Below are 21,413 nucleotides of genomic sequence, written 5' to 3'. Positions count from 1 at the left end.
TACTGTTTTATATGTAATTTTTAGACTTGTAACATTTTCATTAAGCTCGAAGAAGTACGGAAATTCCCGCAATTTCCCTTAAGAAACCGCTGAAAACAGGCCAATTCCACAGAGTTCCCGCGCGAGTCCTTTACCATAAGACCGCGCGTCAGACGTTTTCCCGCAATTTTCCCGATCAGTAGTTTTAAAAGCTGTATTTCAACAGATTGAGCAATGGGTGATACCCGTTTTCTCTCGCTTCCACATCAGCTTCAAAGACCGTCGCGTCGGCGAGAAGCGTCACCCGGCCCTCACCGATCTGGCAACTGGCCGCAGCGCCGTTTGCGATAACTCCGCAAGTCTCATCAGAGGGGTCCACCCGAGAAATTGTGCCTGTTTGCATCAATGGAACCAGCCCCTCGCCAATGATCTCCGTTTGAAGATCAGGGCTTTGATTCTCATCGAAGCTGACTTGTAGACCCCAGCGCGCGACGACTGGTGGAATAAGCGCTGCTTCAACCGGTCTTGCAGGATCGCCTAGCGGAGAATCGTATTCCCCCACCAACATTGGGTCGAGCACAAGCAGCAATTGCCCGCCCCCGCGCACCCATTCATCGAGCGCCACATTATCTGCAGGTGAAAGCCCGCGCGGTTGGATCACGGCGAGCCGTTCATGCCCAAGGAGAGGATCGGTTCCAGCTGAATCCTTGGAAAGTGTGTCGAGGGGGATCAGGGTATGGCATTCCTCGATAATGAGCCGCTGCCAGGGGGGCTCCGCAATCTCACCGTCCAGCCCATCAAAAAAGAAATTGGCAGGCCAGTAGATCGGCAAGCTGGTCATTAAGGCCAAATCTGGCGGCGTTTCGCCGCTGAAACAGGCCGGTTCTGGGGCGGAGACCTTAGGCTCCGATGTGCAGGACGAAGCGGCGGCAATCGTAAATCCCGCCAGCGCAATCCTATTGAGCAGGCGTATCATCAGGCGGCCCGGCAGCATTGCTACCGCCCTGTTCGGGCAGGATTGGTTCTTCACCAGTTGGCGTTGGGCTTGGTTCAGCCAGAATATCCGGGACGACGCCAGCATCGGCCAGCGGGTCGCGCTGCGGCGGAGCATCGGTCGGCTCTGTTGTGGGAGCAGCCTCTGGCACCGCATTTTCCTCGCTCAACTGAGCTTGATTGCCGATCACGCTCGCAAGCCCGACCAGCAACACCATAGCACCAATTCCGAAAAGTCCGACCTGAAGGCGCTGTGCCGCTTCCTCTCGGTTGCCGCCAAGCGGCGCGCTTTCGCCGTCTGCCTTTTCACCGATCAATCGGCTGAAGAGTTGTTTCTCTGCCATTGCGCCAGAGTATCAGGCGTCGCCCTCATGCGCCAGCCAGTCAAACACCGGCAGACCTTTCGCTCCCAACCATTCAGCGTTGTACAGCGTCGAGAGATAGCGGAAGCCGGTATCACAGAGGATTGTCGCGACCTGCGGATTGTCTCGCCCTTCGGAGACCAATTGCTTGCCGAGTTCGATGGCTCCGGCGACATTGATCCCTGATGAGAGGCCGAGACAAAGCCCTTCTTCACGTAGCAGCCGCTCGACCCAGATCATTCCTTCTTCGTCAGAAATGCGGAACTGGGTATCGATCGGTGCCCCTTCGAGGTTGGCGGTGATCCGTCCTTGCCCAATCCCTTCGGCGACAGAAGAACCTTCGCCTTTAAGCTCACCGTGTGCGTAATAGTTGTAGAGTGCGGCGCCGTGCGGGTCGGTCAAAGCAATGCGAATATTCGCGTTTTTTTCCTTCAATCCCATTCCGACGCCGGCAATCGTTCCGCCAGTGCCCGCTGCACAGGTGAAGCCGTCGATCTTGCCGCCGGTTTGCTCCCACAGCTCTTCGGTGGTGCCTTCGATATGAGCCTTGCGATTGGCAGTGTTGTCGAACTGACCCGCCCAGATCGCGCCCTCGGTTTCCTCTGCCATGCGGCGCGATACATGCTGAAAATGGCATGGGTCGGCATATTTGGTCGGCGGAACCAGAACGAGCTTCGCGCCGAGTGCGCGCAGCGTGTCCATTTTCTCTTTCGATTGGTTGTCCGGCATGACGATGATCGTCTTGTAACCGAGCGCATTCGCGACCAGCGCGATGCCGATACCGGTGTTGCCAGCCGTCCCTTCGATCACAGTGCCGCCCGGCTTTAACTCCCCGCGCGCCTCTGCATCGCGGATCATATAAAGCGCCGCCCGGTCCTTTACCGAAGAACCGGGATTGGCGAATTCGCACTTACCCCAGATGTCACAGCCTGCTGCCTCACTGGGGCCGGTTAGGCGTACGAGCGGAGTATTTCCGATCAAGGCGAGCGTTTCGCCGATAGGTTGAGTAATGTTCATGAGCGCGGATTTAGGGTGCGAACCCCGGTCCGGCAAACAACATCAATCTTCAGGGGCGATAGTTACCTTAAGTCCGTCAAGCTCTGGCGTGAGCGGAACCTGACAGGAGAGACGCGATGTTTCTTTGCGGTGATCCGAAGATTCCAGCAGGTCGTCTTCGTCTTCGCTCATTTCGGACATGCCAGCTGTCTCGCTGCCATCAACGTAAATGTGGCACGTCGCGCAGGAGCAGCAGCCGCCGCATAGAGCGAGCAATTCGTCAAAGCCATTGTCGCGGATGGCTTCCATCACGGTTAGGCCATTTTCGACATCGATTTCGCTTGTTTCACCTTCGCGGTTGGTGACGACGAGCTTTGGCATGGACAGACTTCCTCTTTGACAATGACATTGAGCGCAAGAACGCGCGCTATCGGATGAACAGACGGGCTGCTAGGACGTTCCGAAATTCAACGCAAGCCAAGGAACAACCAAGTGGGCATCACCGCAGAGCAAATTCGCGCCGGGCTTGATGAGCTGGCATCGCGGGATGCAAAGCTCGCCGCTGAACTGCAGCGTGTCGGTTACCCCGAACCGCGCTTGCGAGATCGGGGCTACAAGACTTTGCTGCGCACTATCGTGGGTCAACAAGTCTCTGTCGCGGCGGCCACGTCTATGTGGAACAAGCTCGCGGCAGAACTGGGCGAGGATTTCACGCCGTCATGCGTGTTAGAACGTGATTTCGACACTCTGCGTGCGTGCGGCCTTTCGCGCCAAAAACAGGGCTATGCACGCTCGCTATGTGAATTGGTCGCCGCGGGTGAGATCGACTTCGACGATCTACCCGAGGGCGATGAAGAAGCGATCGAGGAACTCACCCGCATCAAAGGCATCGGCCGCTGGTCGGCGGAGATATACTTGATGTTCGCCGAAGGGCGCGCGGACATGTGGCCTGCCGGCGATCTGGCGGTTCAGGAAGGCGTGCGACGTTTGCTCGAATTGGACGAACGACCAAAGGAAAAAGAACTGCGCGAGATCGGCAAACGGTGGTCCCCGCACAGGGCCGCCATGGCGCTGTTTTCATGGCGGTACTACGACGCACCGGCGCTTTGATCTGACTACGTTTGGCTGGCGGCGATGATCATATCCATGAAATTGCGCGCCGCCTCGCGCTCTTCTTCATCTTCAAACGCGACGTCCAAATCAGGCGCGGCATCCATCATGAACAGAAGACTCCACAGCGCAAAACGCTTCCCGCTGTCTTTCTCAAGCCCGAAATCAACCAGCATCCGGTCCGTGGCGGCGGGGATGGCATCAACCTGAACCTCGCCCAGATCGGTTGTGCCAAAATAGCGTTGCAGCAGATGTTCCATATCCATGCCGCTTGGCTAAACGTCTGTGGCAAGGATGCAAGCTTTGCGAATTCCTTTTGTTGCAGGTTCAATTTCGTTGGGAAGCGCGCAATGACTTGCTAGAGGCGCGCCATGCTGACCATCGATGATATCACTGTCCGGCTTGGCGGCCGCTCGATCCTGGAACACGCCAGCGCTGCGATACCTGATGGTGCGCGGGTTGGCCTGATCGGGCGCAATGGCGCAGGCAAATCGACTTTGATGAAGGCTCTGATCGGCGAGATCGAGCCGGATGAAGGCGCAATCACGAAGTCGTCCAAGCTCCGTCTCGGCTATATCGCGCAGGAAGCGCCGAGCGGGGATACGACACCCGAAGAAGTTGTATTGGCCGCGGATACCGAGCGCGCCGCGCTGCTGGAAGAATCCGAAACCTGCACCGACATGGACCGGCTTGGCGATGTGCATGATCGGCTGCTGGCGATTGATGCCTACAGCGCGCCGTCGCGTGCCGCGCGCATTCTGATCGGCCTCGGCTTTGATGAGGAAATGCAGCGCCAGCCGCTCGACAGTTTTTCAGGCGGTTGGAAAATGCGTGTCGCGCTAGGCGCGCTGCTGTTTTCGCAACCTGACATTTTGCTGCTTGATGAGCCATCAAACCACCTCGATCTTGAAGCGACCTTGTGGCTCGAGAACTTCCTCAAAAGCTACCCCGCCACACTGCTAGTCATCAGCCACGAACGCGATCTGTTGAACAAAGTCGCTGATCATATCCTGCATCTCCAAGGCGGCCAGCTGACCCTGTATCCCGGCGGGTATGACAGCTTTGAAAAGCAGCGAGCCGAACGCGCAGCTCAGCTGGAATCGGCCAAAGCTGCGCAGGATGCCCAGCGTGCGCGGTTGCAAGACTACGTGGCCCGCAACAGCGCCCGCGCCTCGACTGCCAAGCAAGCTCAATCCCGCGCCAAGATGCTGGCGAAAATGCAGCCCATCGCCGCACTGATGGAAGACCCCTCGCTCAGCTTTGATTTCCCCAGCCCCAGCCAGCTGAAACCGCCGATGATCACCATGGATATGGCAGCGGTCGGCTACACCGCTGATGTGCCAATCCTGAAACGGGTCAGCCTGCGGATCGAGCCGGATGATCGCATCGCGCTGCTAGGGCGTAACGGCAACGGTAAGACGACTTTGGCGCGCCTGCTCGCCGCACAGCTTCCCCTGATGGAAGGCGAAGTGAACGCACCAGGCAAGATGAAGGTCGGCTATTTCACCCAGTATCAGGTGGAAGAACTCTCCGGCGACGAAACCCCGCTAGAACATATGACCCACGCCATGGAGGGCATGCCACCGGGCAAAGTCCGCGAGCAACTGGGCCGGTTTGGTTTTTCAGGCAACCGAGCCACGCAAAAAGTCGCCAAACTATCCGGCGGAGAACGCGCACGGCTTGCGCTCGCCCTGATCACCCGAGACGCGCCGCATCTGCTTATTCTGGATGAGCCGACCAACCACTTGGACGTCGATGCCCGCGAAGCTCTTGTGCAGGCGCTCAACGATTACAACGGCGCAGTCATCCTGATCAGCCACGATCGGCACATGGTCGAGCTCAGCGCCGACAGGCTCGTGCTGGTGGACGAAGGCACCGCCAAGGAATTCTCCGGCAGCATGGAGGATTACATCGATTTCGTGCTGGGCCTGAACCAGCCGAAGAAAGAGGGCGGCGGTAAAAGCACCAAGAGCAAAGGCGGCAAGAAAAGCTCCAAAGAGCGGGCCGAGATCCGCAGCGTGAAAGCTGATGTGGCACGCACGGAAAAAGCGATGGCCAAACTGCAATCGGACCGCAGCGCCATTGACAAGGCAATGTATGAACCAGAGAGCGCCGCCAAACATCTCACCGATAAAAGCATGAGCGAGCTGTTATCCTTGCGCTCCGAATTGTCCGATGAACTGGACGCGGTCGAAGCGGAATGGATGGCGTTCAGCGAGAAACTGGAAGCGGCAGAAGCGGGCTGAAACGTGTAGGACACACATGACACATTCTCCAACATGTCATGCGGTGCCTACAGCGTTAGATATTTGTTTTTATTGTGAAAGAGAAATGTAGGACACGGGTGACCACTGTCCAACTTGCACACACAATGCGTAGGCCTGCCTTACAGAGAAAATCGAGCGTCAACGATTTGAAAGAGCCGCCTGCCTGATAGCGGTTTAGGTAGGTGTAGGAAAGTTGATGCGCAGGTCTGATCCTAAGGTGGTAAGTGAACCCTAGCCTCGTCAGGATGAACCCAACCGGTAGGCCGATAACCAAAAATATGAGAAATCGCAGCGGTGAGACGCTCGTTAGAGCTACAATGGCCTTTGCGTCAGCGGGCCCTCGTTTCCGGGACGACCGTGCGTTGATACTAGAGCGGAGAAGGTTCACGCCTCGATGCACTATCCTTGTTGGCCCAAGCGAGAATAAGCGCCAACAGCGATGCAAGAGCAAGCAATCCGATTTTTGGGTTGATCGTCATGAAGTTGAGAAACAGGAATGCGTGGCAGCACAGATAGGTGCCGATCAGCGCAAGACCCCAGCTTTTGCGCCGCATTTGCGCGATAGCGCCCACGCTGACGATTGCTCCCATGAACAATAGGAATACGAAGTAGGAGAAAGGTGTGAAACCGACGAGATTTGTGCTCGCATCACCGATGAATTGCTGTGTTTCTGCAACAGCGAGCGCTGCTTCTCCGCCCAATTGCCACCAGCCGGTTGATTCGCTGATCACAATCGCACCAACACCAACTCTGATGAGGCCGGTTACGAGAAAGATTCCGGAGATTGCTATCGCGAGCTTTCGTTTCATATCGTCTTTCACTCTGTGTATCGGGAGCGATTAGGCGAGTAGTGTCGGGCTGGCCGGGATAATAGCGTAAGCAAAGAGGCCGGCCGAGATGATGATCGAGAGGGCGGCTGCGGCGAAGTTGTTGGCGGTGTTGGTCATTTTAAGTCTCCGTTTTGTGTGTCCGGCGGGGTGTTCCGCTTGATGCCCACCACTTTGCATCAGGCGTGCCAAACTTAAAAAACGGCGGAATTCTAAGAATTTTCAGAGGGGCGCCCAATCGGGAACTGACACCACATCTCAAGACTTGGGGAAATTTCCCAAAGGTTGGGACTGGTGGTCAGAGAGCTTCGGCAACTAAAGCACAATACTGTTGAGCACATGCCCGCAATGGGGTCGGTAGCGGACATCGCAGATCTTCCCCTTCAATCTCCGCTGGTCGCACGCCTGAACCAACATGTTGGTGCGATCCCGATCTCACGCTAAGGCACACAGATCAGTTATGAGAACGACAGGAAACATGATGCGCCGTGCGCAAATCCACATCCAATTGACCTGTAATGGGTAAGACATCGCCCATCGTCGGCTGGCGCGAGCTTGTCGATCTGCCGCAACTTGGCTTGCACGGCATCCCTGCCAAGATCGATAGCGGCGCGCGGACATCGTCGCTGCACGGGCACGTGATCGAGGAGATTGACCGGGACGGCGAGCAGCTGATCCGGTTCGCAGTCGATTGGGATGGCGAGGAGCATATTTGTGAAGCCGTCCATGTGGACATCAGAGGCATAACAAGCTCTAACGGTGACACACAGCAACGCTATGTCATCAAGACGCCGCTGAAGATTGGCAGCGTCGAATTCCGGGCCGAGATCAGTCTGGCTGATCGGTCGGATATGAAATTTCCGATGCTTATTGGACGATCATCGTTACGCCGCCGATTTCTGGTGGATAGCGGCCATTCCTGGCTTCAGACTGTCAGCATGCAGAACAAAAAAGGTAAAAGATCATGAGTAAGCCGATGAAAATTGCCATGCTCGCACGCAACCCAAACCTCTATTCGCACAAGCGTCTGGTCGAAGCGGCCGAGCAGCGCGGGCACACTCTCGATATTCTCAACACCACCCGCTGCACCGTGAACATCGCCAGCCACCGTCCGACCGTGACGTATAAGGGCGAGACACTGACGGGTTATGATGCAGTCATTCCGCGTATTGGTGCCTCGATCACGGCCTATGGCCTCGCGGTTCTGCGGCAGTTTGAAATGGGCGGGGTCTGGTCGCTGAATGAAAGTGTCGCGATCGGGCGCAGCCGCGATAAACTGCGTTCTACCCAGATTATGGCCAAATACGGATTGGGCCTGCCGCTGACAGCTTATGCCAATGATCCAAAGCAGGCCGAGGATTTGATCAAAGCGGTCAACGGCCCGCCAGTGGTGATCAAGCTGCTAGAGGGCACGCAGGGCATCGGTGTGGTTCTGGCCGAGACGCTGAAAGGCGGCGCGTCGATTATCGAAGCGTTCCGCGGCGCGAACATCGCGATCATGGTGCAGGAATTCATCAAAGAGGCCGGCGGATCGGACATCCGCTGTCTCGTCGTGGGCGGCAAAGTCGTCGCGGCGATGAAACGTCAGGGCGCAGAGGGTGAATTTCGTTCCAACCTGCACCGCGGCGGCAGCGCGCAATTGATCAAGATCACGCCTGAGGAACGCTCCACCGCGGTGCGCGCGGCGAAGGCAATGGGCCTGAACGTATGCGGCGTTGATCTGCTGCGCAGCAATCACGGCCCGGTTATTATGGAGGTGAACTCCTCTCCTGGCCTTGAGGGCATCGAAAACGCGACGGGCAAGGATATTGCCGGTCAGATCATCGAATTTATCGAAAGCAATGCCAAGCCGGGGGCAACCAAGACCAAAGGTAAGGGATAGAACAATACTGTAGCGGGGGGATGATCAATTGCATTTCTCCGCCGCATACCTAGCTGTCACCCTTACCCAAGGGAGACACCATGAGCGCCGCCAACACTGCTATCGACCAATTTCCGCTGATCCCGCGCGATGCCTTGTTCGGCAATCCGACCCGCGCCCAAGGAAAGATCAGCCCCGATGGCACATGGCTCAGCTGGCTCGCGCCGCTGGATGGCACGCTGAATATCTGGCTCGCGCCGCGCGATAACCCGGATGATGCGAAGGCGATCACTTCCTCGACAGACCGCCCGATCCGCGACCATTTCTGGGCACCCGATGGCAAGAGCGTCGGCTATATTCAAGACAAAGGCGGGGACGAGAACTTCCTGCTTTACCGGATCGATATTGCCAGCGGCGAAGAGGTTTGCCTGACCCCGTTTGAAGAAACGCGGGTGCGGATTGTCGGCGCGTCTGAAACCATCCTTGATGAAGTGCTCGTCGGCCTGAACAATCGCGACGCGCAGTTCCACGATGTTCACCGGCTCAACCTCAACACCGGCGCGCTTGAGCTGGTCTATGAGAACAATGCCTATGCCGGTTTTATGTCCGATGACAGCCTGACCCTTCGCATGGCGATGGCGCAAAACGAGGCTGGCGGGACGGACTATTTCCGATTCAGCGATGGCGCGTTCAGCGATGAGCCGTTTGAAAGCACTGCGATGGAAGATGCGCTCACCACTTCGCCTAGCGGATACACCGTCGATGGATCGATCCTCTATTGGATGGATAGCCGCGGGCGCGACACCGCAGCGCTTTATGCTCAGGACACCGCGACGGGTGAACGCACACTGATCGCAGAGGACGACAAAGCCGATATCAGCGGCGCGATGCAGGATCAGAAAACCGGCGAGATACAGGCCTATGCCGTGAACTATCTCAAGACCGAGTGGACTGCGATTGACCCGGAGATGAAGGCCTCGCTTGATTGGCTCGGCACTCAGTTTGATGGCGAATACGGCATCATGAGCCGCACCGAGGATGACCGCACATGGATCGTGTGGAATGATCCGGTCGGCGATCCGGTTGCGAGCCATATTTATGATCGTGACGCAAGCACGTTGACGCCGTTTTACGTCACGCGGCCAGAGCTTGAAGGCGCGCCGCTGCAAAGACTGCATCCGGTCGAGATTACCAGCCGCGACGGGCTTACACTGCCATCCTACCTCACCCTGCCCGCTGGCAGCGATGCGAATGGCAATGGGCGTCCATCGGCTCCGGTGCCGATGGTTCTGCTTGTCCATGGCGGACCGTGGGCGCGCGACGGGTACGGGTTTAACTCGACGCATCAAATGCTCGCCAATCGCGGCTATGCGGTGCTGTCCGTCAACTTTCGCGGGTCGACCGGCTTCGGCAAAAGCTTCCTCAACGCTGCGAACAAACAGTGGGGCCTGAAGATGCATGACGATCTGATCGACGCGGTCGATTGGGCCGTTTCCGAAGGGATCGCGGTCAAAGACAAGGTCGCGATCATGGGCGGATCCTACGGCGGATATGCGACGCTGGCCGGCCTCGCCTTCACTCCGGACGTGTTTGCCTGCGGTGTGGACATTGTCGGCCCGTCCAACCTCGAAACGCTGCTCGGCACGATCCCGCCATACTGGGCGCCGCTGGTCAAAACCTTTCACGAACGCATGGGCAACCCCGAAACCGAGGAAGGGCTCGCACTGCTGAAAGCGGCCAGCCCGCTGCACAAGGCGGATCAGATCATCAAACCGCTGCTGATTGCGCAAGGCGCGAACGATCCCCGCGTGAAGCAGGATGAAAGCGACCAGATCGTCGGCGCGATGAAAGACGCGGGCATTCCTGTCACCTACGTGCTCTATCCCGATGAAGGCCACGGCTTTGCGAAACCTGCCAACTCGATCGCGTTCTTTGCCGTCGCCGAAAACTTCCTCGCCGAATGTATCGGTGGACGCGCGGAGCCTTTGGGCGATGTGCTGAAGCCTTCGACTGCCGAGATCGTCGAAGGCGAGGATCATGTGCAGGGATTGAAAGCCGCTTTGGCCTGATGACAAGCGACCCTCCCCGCGATAGACAAGTTTCAAATCGCAATTGGAGAGGGATCACATGAGCGCATCAGAACCGCGCCGCAGCATATTCATCACTGGCGGAGCCTCCGGTATCGGCCGCGCAACGGCGCGCTATTTCGGGGAGCGCGGCTGGTTTGTTGGCATCGCCGATATCAATGAAACCGGCATGGAAGACACGCTCGGCCTGATCCCCGGCGGCTTCACCTACATGCACAAACTCGACGTGCGTGATCGCGCCGCATGGGACACCGCGCTGGAAGCGTTCTCGACCGCGGCTGGTGGGCGGATCGATGCGATGGTCAACAATGCCGGTATCGGCACAGGCGGAGCGCTTGCCGAGCTGGAAACCGAAGAGATTGATCGCTGCCTCGACATCAATCTGCGCGGAGTTCTTTACGGCGCTCAGGCGGTCTATCCTTATCTCCAGAAGACGGCACCCGGATCGGCACTCGTCAACATCGCGAGTGCGGCCGGCATCAGCGGCGGCACCGGCATGAGCGTTTACAGCGCGACCAAATTTGCGGTGCGCGGCATCGCGGAAAGTCTGGATGCGGAATGGGCACCGGAGGGGATCAAGTCCTGCTCGATCTGCCCAAGCTTTATCGAAACGCCGCTGCTCGATGGCACAGGCAATCGCAATTCGAACGAAGCGGTGCGAACACGCGTTCAAGCCGCAGGACTTGAAATCACACCGGTTGAAGAAGTCGCCGAGACAATCTGGCAGGCTGTCCACGGGGATGATCTGCACTATCTCGTCGGCAAAACTGCCAAGAAACTGAACTTTGCCAAGCGCTGGATGCCCGGCAAAGTGCGCAAACAGAACCGCGAAGGCGCGGCACTCCTCGGGAAATAGGGCGGGTACAGATATGAGCACAGAAACAAGCGTAGGCGAACCCACCCGTTCCATCTTCATCACTGGCGGCGCATCGGGCATTGGCCGCGCGGTCGCCGTGTTTTTTGCGGCACGCGGCTGGTTCGTCGGCATCGCCGATGTCAACGAGGCGGGGATGGCCGAAACGCTGTCCATGATCACCGGTGGCAGAGCTTCGACACACACGCTCGACGTGCGGTTCCGCGATCAGTGGGACAAGGCTTTGGCCGACTTCGCGAAAGCCGCTGGCGGACGCATCGATGTTGTGTTCAACAATGCCGGTATCGGTGATGGCGGGCCGCTGGTGGATCAAGACGAAGACGAACTCACCCGCATGCTCGACATCAATATGAAGGGCGTGATTTTCGGCGCGCAGGCATCGCATCGCTACCTCGCCGAAACCGCGCCGGGCTCTGTGCTGCTCAACACCGCAAGCCTCGCGGGCATCATCGGCGCACCGGGCCTTGCCGCTTACTGCGCAACCAAATGGGGCGTTCGCGGCCTGACCGAAAGTTTGGATGCGGAATGGGCCGATGACGGGATCAAAGTTGCCGCACTTTGCCCCGGATTTATCGACACGCCAATCATCGGAAAAATTCAGGAAGACTCGAACCAGACCGCCAAAGAGACCCTGATCGAGGCCGGTGTCGAAGTGTCATCTGTCGACATCGTGCCGGGCGTCGTGTGGCAGGCCGTCCACGGGGACGATCTGCATTACACCGTCGGCAAAATGGCAAAGCGCATGCGCCGCCTTAAACGCTGGATGCCGGGACTATTGCGCAAGGAAATGCGCAGCCAGGGTGTTGGAGTTGAGCTTTAGACCAGTTTGTCGATCGCGCGCGCCATTGTCGCATCGCGCTGTGACAATCCGCCCGCGTCGTGCGTGGTCAAAGTAATCTCTATCTTGGCGTAGACGTTGAACCATTCGGGATGATGATCCTGCGTATCAGCGAGCAATGCCACGCGGCTCATAAAGCCCCATGCTTCGGAAAAATCGCCAAACTGGAACGTGCGCGTGATCGCTTTGTCTTCGCGCGTCAGCTCCCATTCGGGGCGGTCCGCCAGCAAGGTAGCGCGTTCTTTTTCGTTCAGCTCGGTGACACTGGCCATGGGGGCTCCTGAAGTGAGAGTTGTTTGCGGGGTCGCTTTTGCCTAACGCACGGGACCATGCAAGGTTCTCCAAATCCAAAGCTTATTGCAAACGCGCTGGCATGTCGCCGCGGCGACCGGCTGCTGTTTCGAGGGCTGTCGTTTGAACTGGGCGAAGGAGAGGCGCTGCACATCACCGGTGCGAATGGCACCGGCAAGACGACATTGATCCGCGCGCTGGGGGGCCTCACCACCCCTTACGCAGGCAGCGTCATTTGCAAGGGCGAGCTGGGATTGCTGGACGAACGCACTGGCCTCGATCCGGATCAACCACTCGGCAAATCATTGGACTTCTGGCAGCGCATCGATGGCTGCCGCGATCCTTCAGGCGCGCTCAAGGTGCTCGGGCTGGAGCCGCTGCTGGATGTGCCTGTGCGCTACCTTTCGACCGGACAGCGTAAGCGGGCGGGCCTTGCCGCGCTGCTCAATCGCGGCGTGCCGATCTGGCTATTGGATGAGCCGCTTAGCGGGCTGGATGTGGCGGCAATTGAGCAAGTCACTGCGTTAATCGCGCTCCATATTGGCGGCGGCGGAACTGCGCTGATCGCATCGCACCAGACGCTCGCGATAGACGGCCTGCGAACTCTGGCCATTGAAGATTTTGCGCCAATGGATGAGCCCGCATGATCGGCGCGCTGCTCAAACGCGATCTGGGCAAGTTTTTCCCCTTTACAGGCGGCGGTGCCGCCCTGCCCGTAGTGTTCTTTGTCGCGGTGGCGATGCTGTATCCCTTCGCCGTGGGGCCGGATCAGGAATTGCTGGGCCGCACCGGCGGCGGAATTGTCTGGATTGCCGCTCTGCTCGCCGCGATCCTGCCGCTGGAAAAACTGGTCGCGCAGGACATAGAGCTTGGCACATTTGACCAGCTGCGCCTGCGCGGATTTACCGAAGAGATTATGATGGCGGTGCGCCTGCTCGCACATTGGCTCAGCTTTGGCCCTCCGCTAATATTGGCCGCTTTCCCAGCCGCCGCTTTGCTTGCGCTGGATGGGCCGAGCTTGCACCTGCTTCTGCTTGGGCTTCTGGCAGGCACACCGGGACTTGCCGCCATCGGATTGATCATCGCGGCGCTAACTGCGAGCCTGCGCGCTGGAGCCGCGCTATCTGGCCTGATGCTCATCCCGCTTGCCCTGCCGATCCTGATTTTCGGCGCAGGCGCGCTCGCGCGTCAGGATCAAGCAAGCCTCGGCTTCGTTGCAGCTATAAGCCTCACACTGGTCGCCATCGCGCCCTTTGCCGCAGGCGCCGCGATCAGGGCTGCAAGGGACGTTTGAATTGAAATCCTCGGTGAGTGAAAAACAGGCGAATGTCCTGATGGGCCGCATTGCGCTCGGATTGCTGGTGTTCACCGTGATCGCGTTCGCTGTGAAAGCGGCGGCGCATTCCGAGGTGCAGGCGCGTTACACGCCGCTGGTGGTGTTTCACGCAGCGGCCATGCTGGCGTGGCTCGCGCTGCTTTCCAGCCAAGCCTATCTCACTGCCGGAGCGCGTTTTGCGCTGCATCGGGTAAGCGGGCGCGCATCCATTGTGCTGGTCGCGGCGATGGCCGTTTCGGGCGGCATTCTTGCGGTGAATATCGGAGAGGAGTTGGGGCGACCTGAAGTCACCGTGGTCAACATCGCAGCGTTCGTGACCTTCATCCCGCTCTATATCGCCGCTGTGCTGTTTGCGCGAGCCCGCAATATCCACGCGCACCGTCAGGCGATGCTGATCGGGACGCTGGCGCTGATGACCCCCGCCTATGCCCGCGTGGTGCAAGTGCTCGCCCTGCCCGATCCCGTTGCAATCGGCGTGCAAGTGCCGATCACGGTCGCGATTGCGGTGGGCTATGACTGGTTAACCAAAGGCCGCATCACCCGCGAAGTGCTGGCGATGCTGGCGTTTTCGGTCGCGGTGATTGCGGTGATGGTCGTGGTTCTAGCGGTGTGGTTTTTGTGAGCAGATTCCCGGACATTTACGCCCCGTCCGAAAAAACTGAGCGCAGCCATGCAAATACCCCAACAACCAACAAAGCTACGATGGCCAAATAGAACTGGAGGATGACCAGACTTATCGAAGATGTCGAGCTTGAGCTCGCATCAAAGGCTACAAAAAAGTAGAAGCAGTAATTTACGAAGGCCAAAACCGAAGCTGCAACGCAAACCGCTCGCGTCGACCGGTTTGCAACCGCGTTGGAAACAAAGAACATCGCCGCCTGAGGAATTGGTAGCATACACCCGAAAACGATGAGGCCCGCAATGCCTGCAAGGTTGCCGTCCCAGCTTGCGAAAGCCGTGATCAAACCCGGCCCAAAACACAAAGCTAAAGCAACTTTGCGCCAAGCATCCCAAAAACGTTCGCTGGCCATTTTGGATCAATAAGGCGGCTTATCCCGCCCGGTCGGGCTTTTCGTGAAAATTTCCACACCGTCATCTGTGATCGCCAATGAGTGCTCGAACTGCGCGGAGAGCGACTTATCGCGGGTTACGGCGGTCCAGCCGTCGCCCAGCACTTTGGCCCAAGGCTTGCCAAGGTTGATCATCGGTTCGATGGTGAAGAACATGCCCGGTTTCAGCTCCGGCCCGGTGCCCGCCTTTGCAGCGTGAACGACCTCTGGCGCGTCATGGAACAACCGGCCCAGACCGTGCCCGCAAAATTCGCGCACCACGCCGTAACGGAACTGTTTCGCGTGAGCCTCAATCGCAGCGCCAATATCGCCCAGCCGCGCGCCCGGTTTGCTGGCCGCATCAATGCCCAGCATCAGGCATTCATACGTCACATCGACCAGCCGCTTGGCCTTGATCGCAGGTTCACCCGCATAGAACATGCGGCTCGTATCGCCGTGCCACCCATCCAGCAGCGGGGTGACATCCACGTTCAGGATATCGCCCTCTTTCAGGGCTTTATCCGAAGGGATGCCGTGGCAGATTACATGGTTGATCGAAATACAGCAGGAATGCGCATAGCCGCGATAGCCAAGCGTTGCGGGTACCGCGCCGGCATCCAGTGTCATTTCCCGCACGCGGTCATCAATCTGCGCGGTTGTTACGCCGGGCACCACCAAATCGGCGACTTCATCAAGGATGGTCGCGGCAAGGTGGCCTGCCTTTCGCATCCCATCGAAGCCCTCTTCAGTGTGCAGCTTGATCGTGCCGTCGCGGTAGACGGTGTCTGTGCTCTCTACGAGTTGATATTCGGTCATGCCCGCTATGTAGCGAAGGTCTGCGCCAATTTCTACTTTACTGCGAAAGCGCCGCGATATTCGGGTTTCACAGCGTCGATCACCGCTTGCGTTACAGGCAGGATGAACTCGAAGTCCCCCTCAGCATAGGCGCCGGCGATGTAGGGGGCGTAGTAGACACCGAGACGATCAAATTTGTCGCCGCCCGATGATCCCACGAACAGCACTGTTTCTTCCATCGTTACGCATTGGTTGGGCCATTCGCCTTCATCGCCATAGCTTTCACCGCCGCGCCGTTTGCCGCGCTCTTCATTGAGCATCGTGCAGGCGGTTTCGCTGATCGCAGCATCGAGCTCGTCTATCGAGGTGAACATGGCTTTCGGCTCGATAGAGGCTTCTGCCTCGCGGTCCCAAATGAGCGCGCCTCTTCCTGAATTGCCGTGCGCACCGCCGGTATACATGTAAAACCCGTGTGAAAGGCTGAGAAAACGGGGCGTATCGGCGACGACTTGCCAGCTAAGTTCAAACGAGAGATTGCGGCATGATGCCGACTCTTCGGGGCAATCAGCAAGCGCGTCTGCCCACCACTCTTTTTGCTCGGCAAGCTGCGCATCGCGCCGCGTTTCGAGTTCTGCGGCGAGGGCCGGTATCTCAGCCACCTGGCCAGGCCATGAATAGGAAAATTCGCGCGTTCCGCCTTCACCGCCGGAATTTCCTTTTGAATTGTTCTCGTAGGTTACGTCACCTGCGATTGGCGCATCAGGCGCTTCGGGTGCGTCCGGCGCTCCGGGTGCTGTGACACCGACATCATCGCTGACATCTTCGGGCAAGGAACACGCTGCCAATGCCACCACTGCAGCCCCCGCAAGCATATGTTTGATCATCGCCATCCCCTGATCGATTTGAATTCGCGCGTGACAAGCAGTTTATCACGCTTACTTACACAAACATGACTGATATTACCGATCTGATCCAGCCCGATCGCGGGCAAGATGCAACTGCGATCCATCTCACCACCCAAAAGGGTTTCGACGAATACGCCAAAACCTTGAGCGCTGGACAGCGCGCCAGTTTGTCTGCGCAAAAGTTTGACGGCAGCGCGGGTCAGATCGGCATCGTGCCTAATGGTGATGATTTCTTCGCGGTTGGGGGCGTGTCCGATCCGGAAGACCTATCGAGCTATTGCCTTGCCGGTCTGGCGGACAAGTTGCCTGAGGGTACGTATCGATTGGCCAATGCGGAAGCAGGCGCCGCTATGTTTGGTTGGCTGACCGCGCATTACCGTTTCACCCGTTACACAGATGATGAAAGCGCCACCGGCCCGCGCGTGCTTTTAACGGAGCAGGTTGGAAGATTGCCAACCTACATGGCCGAAGCCGAAGCGGAAATGCTCGTGCGCGATCTGGTAAACACCCCGGCCGAAGATATGGGGCCGGCCGCGCTTGAAGCTGAATTTGAAAAACTGGCAAAGGCGCACGGGGCCGAACTGAATGTGACCAAAGGTGATGCGCTGGAGCAAGGCTATCCCATGGTTCACGCCGTAGGCCGTGCGGCCGCGCGCCATCATGCCCCGCGCATTATGCATTTAGTGTGGGGCAAGGAAAGCGATCCGGTCCTCGCGCTGGTTGGTAAAGGGGTGTGCTTCGATACGGGCGGTCTCAACATCAAACCGGGCGGCGGCATGCGGTTGATGAAGAAAGATATGGGCGGCGCAGCCCATGCTATCGCGCTGGCCGGTCTGATCATGGCAGCCGGTTTGAAAGTGCGCCTGAACGTGCTGGTTCCTGCGGTAGACAACGCCATCTCCGGCCCTGCATTCCGCCCCGGCGATGTGCTGGACAGCCGCAAAGGACTAACTGTCGAGATCCACAACACCGATGCCGAAGGGCGGTTGATCCTTGGCGATGCCCTGACCCGCGCTAGCGAGGAAGAGCCCGATCTGATCGTAGATTTCGCCACTCTCACGGGCGCCGCACGGGTCGCGCTTGGCCCTGACTATGCCGCCATGATGGCGCGCAAGGATGACACCGCTCAGGCTTTGATCGAAGCGGGCAAAGCCAATGATGACGAGCCATGGCGACTGCCCCTACCTGAGGCGTATCGTGACTATCTGAAATCCGACATCGCCGACATCGTCAACGCGCAGAGCAATCCGTATGCCGGTGCGAGTGTCGCGGGACTGTTCCTCGACCGGTTCGTAGGTGAAGACATCGACTGGGTGCATTTCGATACTTTCGCATGGCGTCCCTATCCCAAGCCAGGCCGATCCAAAGGCGGCACTGCCTATGGCCTGCGCGCGGCGTGGCACATGCTCAAGGGCCGTTACGGGGCGTAAAGGGTTTCTACAGGCGTTAACTTGCCCGATTGGTAAGTTACAGCTAAGCGCGCGCCACCGGGGAACTTAGGACACCTACGCGAATGAGCGGCACCATCCGATGAGCGATACTGGCGTGCAAGCGAGCGATTACGCCGTGCCAGGCGGGATACTGGGTCTGAAAGGCCCGGTAGAAAAGCCTGCGCCCGGCACACTGCCGCTGCGCGGTGACTTGGCCCATGTTGCGCTGGCCGGAACGCATCTCGCTGCGCACTATGTTATCCCTCACGTTGGTGCGATTGGCGATGCCGATATCGAACTTCACCTTGTGCCGCGCGATGACAGCGACGCGACAGAAACCCTAACCGCTGGCACCGCAATCGAAGTGCTGGATGTGGCAGGCGACTGGATCTGGATTTGCGTAGGGCCCGCTGGTCCCAGCGGATATTGCAAAGCCAATTGTCTCGCCGACTGAAGCCGCTACAAGTGCCCGCATGGCTACCCGTATTTTCATCGATGGTGCTGCCGGTACAACCGGTCTGGAAATCCGCGACCGGCTGAAAAGCCGCGAAGAATTTGAATTGATTGTGCTCGCCGATGCGCAGCGCAAAGATGAAGCCGCGCGCCGCGATGCCTTGCATGCTGCAGATATCGCAATCCTGTGCTTGCCCGACGATGCGGCACGCGATGCGGCGGCGTTGGCCAAAGGTTCAAACACCCGCATTATCGACGCATCGAGCGCGCACCGAGTGGCGGATGGATGGACCTACGGCTTTCCCGAACTGATCGGGCACGAAGCCATTGCAGAGGCGCAATTTGTCTCCAATCCCGGATGCTATCCGACCGGCTTTCTGGCTTTGATTGCCCCGCTTGTGAAAGCCGCAGTTCTGCCAGCGGAATGGCCTTACACCGTGAACGCCGTGAGCGGGTATTCTGGCGGCGGCAACGCTCTGATCGACCGGTTTAAAGCCGATAATTCCATCGCATTCAGGGCCTATGGCCTCGCGATCACGCACAAACATCTGCCCGAAATGCGCAAATATGCAGGGTTGGTCCATGAACCGGTTTTCTCGCCAAGCGTGGTCCCCGCCCATCGCGGGATGATCGTTGATGTCCCTCTCCCCTTGTCCGCCATGCAAGGCGCAACATCGGCGGCATTTCTGGAAAGCGCTTTGACCGGCCATTACGGAACAGACGGTGTTGTCGAAGTCCACGCCCATAGCGCGCCGCCAGCCGAAATGCTGCTGAGCAAGGATGCCGAGCCGTGGGACGGTCTAAACCTGCATGTCTTCACCAGCGAAGACGGCGCACAGGCAAGGCTGATCGCCCAGCTCGACAATCTCGGCAAAGGCGCAAGCGGCGCTGCGATCCAAAATCTGAACATCATGTGCGGCCTGTCAGAGACGACCGGACTGCGCCTTTGAGTGGCGATATGCCCAAAATTTAGGCACCTTCTGGATTCAGAATAAGCAGCGCCAAACGCGATTCCAGCGCTTGCACCGGCCCCCGTCCTCTGTAGGATCATATGGCACGATTCTTGATAGAATTGAGTGTGTCACAAACGGACCAAGGGGTGGGGTAACCACACGTGAAAAAGATCGAAGCGATCATCAAGCCTTTCAAACTCGACGAGGTGAAGGAGGCGCTGCACGAAATTGGCGTGTCCGGAATCACTGTTACAGAGGCACGCGGCTTTGGCCGTCAAAAAGGCCACACCGAACTGTATCGCGGCGCTGAATACGTCGTCGATTTCCTGCCCAAGGTTAAGCTCGAGGTTGTCATTTCCGATGATCAGGCCGAGCGTGTGGTTGAAGCGATTGCTGCTGCTGCGCAAACGGGCCGCATCGGTGACGGCAAGATTTTCGTCAGTCCGATCGAAAGCGCTCTGCGAATTCGCACAGGCGAGACAAACGACGACGCGATTTAACCCGCTTTCAAATTTTCCCGCCTGCGCGGCGGGGCACATACAAAATATCAGCTGGAGACTAGAATCATGGCAAGCATCAAAGACGTCCTGAAACAGATCAAGGACGAGGAAATCGAATGGGTTGATCTTCGTTTCACCGATCCAAAAGGCAAATGGCAGCACCTCACCATGGCCGCCAGCGTCATGGACGAAGATTCGTTTGAAGACGGTCTGATGTTTGACGGTTCTTCGATCGAAGGTTGGAAGACTATCAACGAATCCGACATGATCCTGAAACCGGATATGGACGCGATCTATGTCGATCCGTTTTCGGCGACGCCAATGCTTTCGGTGTTCTGTAACATCGTTGAACCATCCGATGGCCAGCTTTATTCGCGCGATCCGCGCTCGACTGCGAAACGCGCCGAGGCCTATCTCGCTTCGACCGGTATCGGTGACACTGTCTATGTCGGGCCAGAGCCTGAATTCTTCATGTTCGACGATGTCCGCTTTGAAGACGGCTATGCCGGTTCGGGCTTCGCAATTGACGATATCGAGCTGCCGACCAACACCGGCAAAGAATACGAAATGGGCAATATGGGCCACCGCCCGCGCGCAAAGGGCGGCTACTTCCCCGTTGCGCCGGTCGACAGCGCCGTAGATATTCGCGCCGAGATGGTTTCCACGATGATGGAAATGGGTCTCAACATGGACAAGCACCACCACGAAGTGGCCGCTGCCCAACACGAGCTCGGCATAACCTTCTCCTCGCTCACCACAGCGGCTGATCAGGTGCAGGTGTACAAATATGTCGTGCAGCAAGTTGCCCATGCATACGGCAAAACCGCGACCTTTATGCCGAAGCCGATCAAGGACGATAACGGCAGCGGCATGCACAGCCACATGTCGATCTGGAAAGACGGCAAGCCGACTTTCGCGGGCAATGAATATGCCGGCCTGTCGGAAAACTGCCTCTATTACATCGGCGGCGTCATCAAGCACGCGAAGGCCGTGAATGCCTTCACCAATGCGACCACCAACAGCTACAAGCGTCTGGTCCCGGGCTTTGAAGCGCCGGTTCTGCTCGCTTATTCTGCGCGCAACCGCTCTGCCTCTTGCCGTATTCCGTACGGCACTGGCGAGAAAGCCAAGCGCGTTGAATTCCGTTTCCCGGATGCGATTGCCAACCCGTATCTCGCATTCTCGGCTCTGCTGATGGCGGGCCTAGACGGAATCGAGAACAAAATCCATCCGGGCGAAGCCATGGACAAAAACCTCTACGACCTGCCGCCGGCAGAGCTCGCGGAAGTTCCAACCGTGTGCGGCTCGCTTCGCGAAGCTCTCGAAGCGCTCGAAGCCGATCACGAATTCCTGCTCAAAGGCGACGTGTTCAGCAAAGACCAGATCGACGCTTACATGGAACTAAAATGGGAAGAGGTCATCCGCCTCGAAACCACTCCGGCTCCGGTCGAGTTCGACATGTATTACAGCGCGTAAGCGCCGAGTCCTTTAACAAAAATAAAGGCCG

The 21,413-nt window shown here is 58.1% G+C and carries 25 protein-coding genes; 15 read left to right on the top strand and 10 right to left on the bottom strand.

Annotated elements, in window-relative coordinates; all coding sequences use genetic code 11:
• Positions 1 to 184: 184 nt before the first annotated feature.
• The 4 genes from KCG46_RS06970 to KCG46_RS06955 are packed head-to-tail and all read right to left on the bottom strand — an operon-like array spanning position 185 to position 2,711.
• A complete protein-coding gene (locus tag KCG46_RS06970) occupies positions 185 to 973 on the bottom strand; it encodes a motility-associated ABC transporter substrate-binding family protein (RefSeq protein ID WP_218404550.1) in 789 nt (262 codons plus the stop codon).
• A complete protein-coding gene (locus KCG46_RS06965; RefSeq protein ID WP_255551811.1) occupies positions 936 to 1,316 on the bottom strand; it encodes a hypothetical protein in 381 nt (126 codons plus the stop codon). Before KCG46_RS06965 ends, KCG46_RS06970 begins: the two co-directional genes overlap by 38 nt.
• A 12-nt stretch (positions 1,317 to 1,328) precedes the next feature.
• Positions 1,329 to 2,351: a cysteine synthase A gene (locus KCG46_RS06960; RefSeq protein ID WP_218404549.1), complete on the bottom strand. Its 1,023-nt coding sequence runs from the start codon at positions 2,349 to 2,351 to the stop codon at positions 1,329 to 1,331.
• 42 nt (positions 2,352 to 2,393) lie between these two features.
• Positions 2,394 to 2,711, bottom strand: a complete 318-nt coding sequence (locus tag KCG46_RS06955) for a 2Fe-2S iron-sulfur cluster-binding protein (RefSeq protein ID WP_218404548.1) — start codon at positions 2,709 to 2,711, stop codon at positions 2,394 to 2,396.
• 111 nt (positions 2,712 to 2,822) lie between these two features.
• On the opposite strand from KCG46_RS06955, the gene KCG46_RS06950 reads away from it, so the two are divergent.
• Positions 2,823 to 3,440 (top strand): DNA-3-methyladenine glycosylase family protein, encoded by a 618-nt coding sequence (locus tag KCG46_RS06950; protein ID WP_218404547.1) that lies wholly within the window; start codon positions 2,823 to 2,825, stop codon positions 3,438 to 3,440.
• Positions 3,441 to 3,445: 5 nt separating this feature from the next.
• Here KCG46_RS06950 and KCG46_RS06945 read toward each other — a convergent pair whose 3' ends face one another.
• A complete protein-coding gene (locus tag KCG46_RS06945; RefSeq protein ID WP_218404546.1) occupies positions 3,446 to 3,706 on the bottom strand; it encodes a hypothetical protein in 261 nt (86 codons plus the stop codon).
• A 105-nt stretch (positions 3,707 to 3,811) separates the two neighbouring features.
• On the opposite strand from KCG46_RS06945, the gene KCG46_RS06940 reads away from it, so the two are divergent.
• A complete protein-coding gene (locus tag KCG46_RS06940; RefSeq protein WP_218404545.1) occupies positions 3,812 to 5,686 on the top strand; it encodes an ABC-F family ATP-binding cassette domain-containing protein in 1,875 nt (624 codons plus the stop codon).
• A gap of 389 nt (positions 5,687 to 6,075) precedes the next feature.
• Here the strand turns inward: KCG46_RS06940 and KCG46_RS06935 are convergent, their stop codons facing one another.
• Together KCG46_RS06935 and KCG46_RS06930 are read right to left on the bottom strand one after the other, a co-directional pair.
• Positions 6,076 to 6,516 (bottom strand): hypothetical protein, encoded by a 441-nt coding sequence (locus tag KCG46_RS06935; protein WP_218404544.1) that lies wholly within the window; start codon positions 6,514 to 6,516, stop codon positions 6,076 to 6,078.
• Between the two features lie 30 nt (positions 6,517 to 6,546).
• Positions 6,547 to 6,654, bottom strand: a complete 108-nt coding sequence (locus KCG46_RS06930) for an enoyl-CoA hydratase (RefSeq protein ID WP_218404543.1) — start codon at positions 6,652 to 6,654, stop codon at positions 6,547 to 6,549.
• A 398-nt stretch (positions 6,655 to 7,052) separates the two neighbouring features.
• On the opposite strand from KCG46_RS06930, the gene KCG46_RS06925 reads away from it, so the two are divergent.
• From KCG46_RS06925 to KCG46_RS06905, 5 genes are all read left to right on the top strand, one after another.
• Positions 7,053 to 7,502: an ATP-dependent zinc protease family protein gene (locus tag KCG46_RS06925; RefSeq protein WP_218404542.1), complete on the top strand. Its 450-nt coding sequence runs from the start codon at positions 7,053 to 7,055 to the stop codon at positions 7,500 to 7,502.
• Between the two features lie 8 nt (positions 7,503 to 7,510).
• Entirely contained in the window at positions 7,511 to 8,416 is a 906-nt protein-coding gene (gene rimK / locus KCG46_RS06920; protein ID WP_218405354.1) for a 30S ribosomal protein S6--L-glutamate ligase, read from the top strand.
• 80 nt (positions 8,417 to 8,496) lie between these two features.
• The gene (locus KCG46_RS06915; RefSeq protein WP_218404541.1) at positions 8,497 to 10,464 is read left to right on the top strand and encodes a S9 family peptidase; all 1,968 of its coding nucleotides are present in this window, start codon (positions 8,497 to 8,499) and stop codon (positions 10,462 to 10,464) included.
• Positions 10,465 to 10,522: 58 nt separating this feature from the next.
• Positions 10,523 to 11,338 carry an SDR family oxidoreductase gene (locus KCG46_RS06910; RefSeq protein ID WP_218404540.1) on the top strand — a complete coding sequence of 272 codons (816 nt, stop codon included), beginning with the start codon at positions 10,523 to 10,525 and terminating at the stop codon, positions 11,336 to 11,338.
• 13 nt (positions 11,339 to 11,351) lie between these two features.
• Positions 11,352 to 12,176 carry an SDR family oxidoreductase gene (locus KCG46_RS06905; protein ID WP_218404539.1) on the top strand — a complete coding sequence of 275 codons (825 nt, stop codon included), beginning with the start codon at positions 11,352 to 11,354 and terminating at the stop codon, positions 12,174 to 12,176.
• Here KCG46_RS06905 and KCG46_RS06900 read toward each other — a convergent pair.
• Complete coding sequence (locus KCG46_RS06900; RefSeq protein ID WP_218404538.1) at positions 12,173 to 12,466, bottom strand: 4a-hydroxytetrahydrobiopterin dehydratase; 294 nt, start codon at positions 12,464 to 12,466, stop codon at positions 12,173 to 12,175. The genes KCG46_RS06905 and KCG46_RS06900 overlap by 4 nt on opposite strands.
• Before the next feature lie 57 nt (positions 12,467 to 12,523).
• On the opposite strand from KCG46_RS06900, the gene ccmA reads away from it, so the two are divergent.
• From ccmA to KCG46_RS06885, 3 genes are read left to right on the top strand one after another with little or no spacing between them, the layout of a single operon-like run.
• Positions 12,524 to 13,132, top strand: a complete 609-nt coding sequence (gene ccmA / locus KCG46_RS06895; RefSeq protein ID WP_218404537.1) for a heme ABC exporter ATP-binding protein CcmA — start codon at positions 12,524 to 12,526, stop codon at positions 13,130 to 13,132.
• The gene (locus KCG46_RS06890) at positions 13,129 to 13,779 is read left to right on the top strand and encodes a heme exporter protein CcmB (RefSeq protein ID WP_218404536.1); all 651 of its coding nucleotides are present in this window, start codon (positions 13,129 to 13,131) and stop codon (positions 13,777 to 13,779) included. Before ccmA ends, KCG46_RS06890 begins: the two co-directional genes overlap by 4 nt.
• 13 nt (positions 13,780 to 13,792) lie before the next feature.
• The gene (locus tag KCG46_RS06885; RefSeq protein WP_369410175.1) at positions 13,793 to 14,443 is read left to right on the top strand and encodes a hypothetical protein; all 651 of its coding nucleotides are present in this window, start codon (positions 13,793 to 13,795) and stop codon (positions 14,441 to 14,443) included.
• A gap of 415 nt (positions 14,444 to 14,858) precedes the next feature.
• On the opposite strand, the gene map is transcribed toward KCG46_RS06885, so the two are convergent.
• Together map and KCG46_RS06875 are read right to left on the bottom strand one after the other, a co-directional pair.
• Positions 14,859 to 15,686: a type I methionyl aminopeptidase gene (gene map / locus KCG46_RS06880; RefSeq protein WP_218404535.1), complete on the bottom strand. Its 828-nt coding sequence runs from the start codon at positions 15,684 to 15,686 to the stop codon at positions 14,859 to 14,861.
• 32 nt (positions 15,687 to 15,718) lie between these two features.
• Complete coding sequence (locus tag KCG46_RS06875; protein WP_218404534.1) at positions 15,719 to 16,549, bottom strand: PdaC/SigV domain-containing protein; 831 nt, start codon at positions 16,547 to 16,549, stop codon at positions 15,719 to 15,721.
• 65 nt (positions 16,550 to 16,614) lie between these two features.
• Here KCG46_RS06875 and KCG46_RS06870 point away from each other — a divergent pair, with 65 nt between their 5' ends.
• The 5 genes from KCG46_RS06870 (at position 16,615) to glnA (ending at position 21,382) form a co-directional block, all read left to right on the top strand.
• Entirely contained in the window at positions 16,615 to 18,000 is a 1,386-nt protein-coding gene (locus KCG46_RS06870; RefSeq protein WP_218404533.1) for a leucyl aminopeptidase family protein, read from the top strand.
• 100 nt (positions 18,001 to 18,100) lie between these two features.
• Positions 18,101 to 18,454, top strand: coding sequence for a hypothetical protein (locus KCG46_RS06865; protein WP_218404532.1), 354 nt, complete (start codon positions 18,101 to 18,103; stop codon positions 18,452 to 18,454).
• 19 nt (positions 18,455 to 18,473) lie between these two features.
• Entirely contained in the window at positions 18,474 to 19,403 is a 930-nt protein-coding gene (argC, locus tag KCG46_RS06860) for an N-acetyl-gamma-glutamyl-phosphate reductase (RefSeq protein ID WP_218404531.1), read from the top strand.
• 164 nt (positions 19,404 to 19,567) lie between these two features.
• Positions 19,568 to 19,906: a P-II family nitrogen regulator gene (locus KCG46_RS06855; protein WP_218404530.1), complete on the top strand. Its 339-nt coding sequence runs from the start codon at positions 19,568 to 19,570 to the stop codon at positions 19,904 to 19,906.
• A gap of 66 nt (positions 19,907 to 19,972) precedes the next feature.
• Positions 19,973 to 21,382 carry a type I glutamate--ammonia ligase gene (gene glnA, locus KCG46_RS06850; protein ID WP_255551810.1) on the top strand — a complete coding sequence of 470 codons (1,410 nt, stop codon included), beginning with the start codon at positions 19,973 to 19,975 and terminating at the stop codon, positions 21,380 to 21,382.
• Positions 21,383 to 21,413: the final 31 nt, after the last annotated feature.

This window comes from Erythrobacter crassostreae, assembly GCF_019204045.1.
GTDB lineage: Bacteria > Pseudomonadota > Alphaproteobacteria > Sphingomonadales > Sphingomonadaceae > Erythrobacter > Erythrobacter crassostreae.
Note: the sequence above shows the minus strand (reverse complement) of the source record. Positions and strands in the feature narration are given on the sequence as shown.

What these genes read in the sequence shown, in the direction of transcription:
- KCG46_RS06970 (WP_218404550.1), bottom strand. Translation starts at nt 973, where the DNA reads ATGCTGCCGGGCCGCCTGATGATACGCCTGCTCAATAGGATTGCGCTG.
- KCG46_RS06965 (WP_255551811.1), bottom strand. Translation starts at nt 1,316, where the DNA reads ATGGCAGAGAAACAACTCTTCAGCCGATTGATCGGTGAAAAGGCAGAC.
- KCG46_RS06960 (WP_218404549.1), bottom strand. Translation starts at nt 2,351, where the DNA reads ATGAACATTACTCAACCTATCGGCGAAACGCTCGCCTTGATCGGAAAT.
- KCG46_RS06955 (WP_218404548.1), bottom strand. Translation starts at nt 2,711, where the DNA reads ATGCCAAAGCTCGTCGTCACCAACCGCGAAGGTGAAACAAGCGAAATC.
- KCG46_RS06945 (WP_218404546.1), bottom strand. Translation starts at nt 3,706, where the DNA reads ATGGATATGGAACATCTGCTGCAACGCTATTTTGGCACAACCGATCTG.
- KCG46_RS06940 (WP_218404545.1), top strand. Translation starts at nt 3,812, where the DNA reads ATGCTGACCATCGATGATATCACTGTCCGGCTTGGCGGCCGCTCGATC.
- KCG46_RS06935 (WP_218404544.1), bottom strand. Translation starts at nt 6,516, where the DNA reads ATGAAACGAAAGCTCGCGATAGCAATCTCCGGAATCTTTCTCGTAACC.
- KCG46_RS06930 (WP_218404543.1), bottom strand. Translation starts at nt 6,654, where the DNA reads ATGACCAACACCGCCAACAACTTCGCCGCAGCCGCCCTCTCGATCATC.
- KCG46_RS06925 (WP_218404542.1), top strand. Translation starts at nt 7,053, where the DNA reads ATGGGTAAGACATCGCCCATCGTCGGCTGGCGCGAGCTTGTCGATCTG.
- rimK (WP_218405354.1), top strand. Translation starts at nt 7,511, where the DNA reads ATGAAAATTGCCATGCTCGCACGCAACCCAAACCTCTATTCGCACAAG.
- KCG46_RS06915 (WP_218404541.1), top strand. Translation starts at nt 8,497, where the DNA reads ATGAGCGCCGCCAACACTGCTATCGACCAATTTCCGCTGATCCCGCGC.
- KCG46_RS06910 (WP_218404540.1), top strand. Translation starts at nt 10,523, where the DNA reads ATGAGCGCATCAGAACCGCGCCGCAGCATATTCATCACTGGCGGAGCC.
- KCG46_RS06905 (WP_218404539.1), top strand. Translation starts at nt 11,352, where the DNA reads ATGAGCACAGAAACAAGCGTAGGCGAACCCACCCGTTCCATCTTCATC.
- KCG46_RS06900 (WP_218404538.1), bottom strand. Translation starts at nt 12,466, where the DNA reads ATGGCCAGTGTCACCGAGCTGAACGAAAAAGAACGCGCTACCTTGCTG.
- ccmA (WP_218404537.1), top strand. Translation starts at nt 12,524, where the DNA reads ATGCAAGGTTCTCCAAATCCAAAGCTTATTGCAAACGCGCTGGCATGT.
- KCG46_RS06890 (WP_218404536.1), top strand. Translation starts at nt 13,129, where the DNA reads ATGATCGGCGCGCTGCTCAAACGCGATCTGGGCAAGTTTTTCCCCTTT.
- map (WP_218404535.1), bottom strand. Translation starts at nt 15,686, where the DNA reads ATGACCGAATATCAACTCGTAGAGAGCACAGACACCGTCTACCGCGAC.
- KCG46_RS06875 (WP_218404534.1), bottom strand. Translation starts at nt 16,549, where the DNA reads ATGATCAAACATATGCTTGCGGGGGCTGCAGTGGTGGCATTGGCAGCG.
- KCG46_RS06870 (WP_218404533.1), top strand. Translation starts at nt 16,615, where the DNA reads ATGACTGATATTACCGATCTGATCCAGCCCGATCGCGGGCAAGATGCA.
- KCG46_RS06865 (WP_218404532.1), top strand. Translation starts at nt 18,101, where the DNA reads ATGAGCGATACTGGCGTGCAAGCGAGCGATTACGCCGTGCCAGGCGGG.
- argC (WP_218404531.1), top strand. Translation starts at nt 18,474, where the DNA reads ATGGCTACCCGTATTTTCATCGATGGTGCTGCCGGTACAACCGGTCTG.
- glnA (WP_255551810.1), top strand. Translation starts at nt 19,973, where the DNA reads ATGGCAAGCATCAAAGACGTCCTGAAACAGATCAAGGACGAGGAAATC.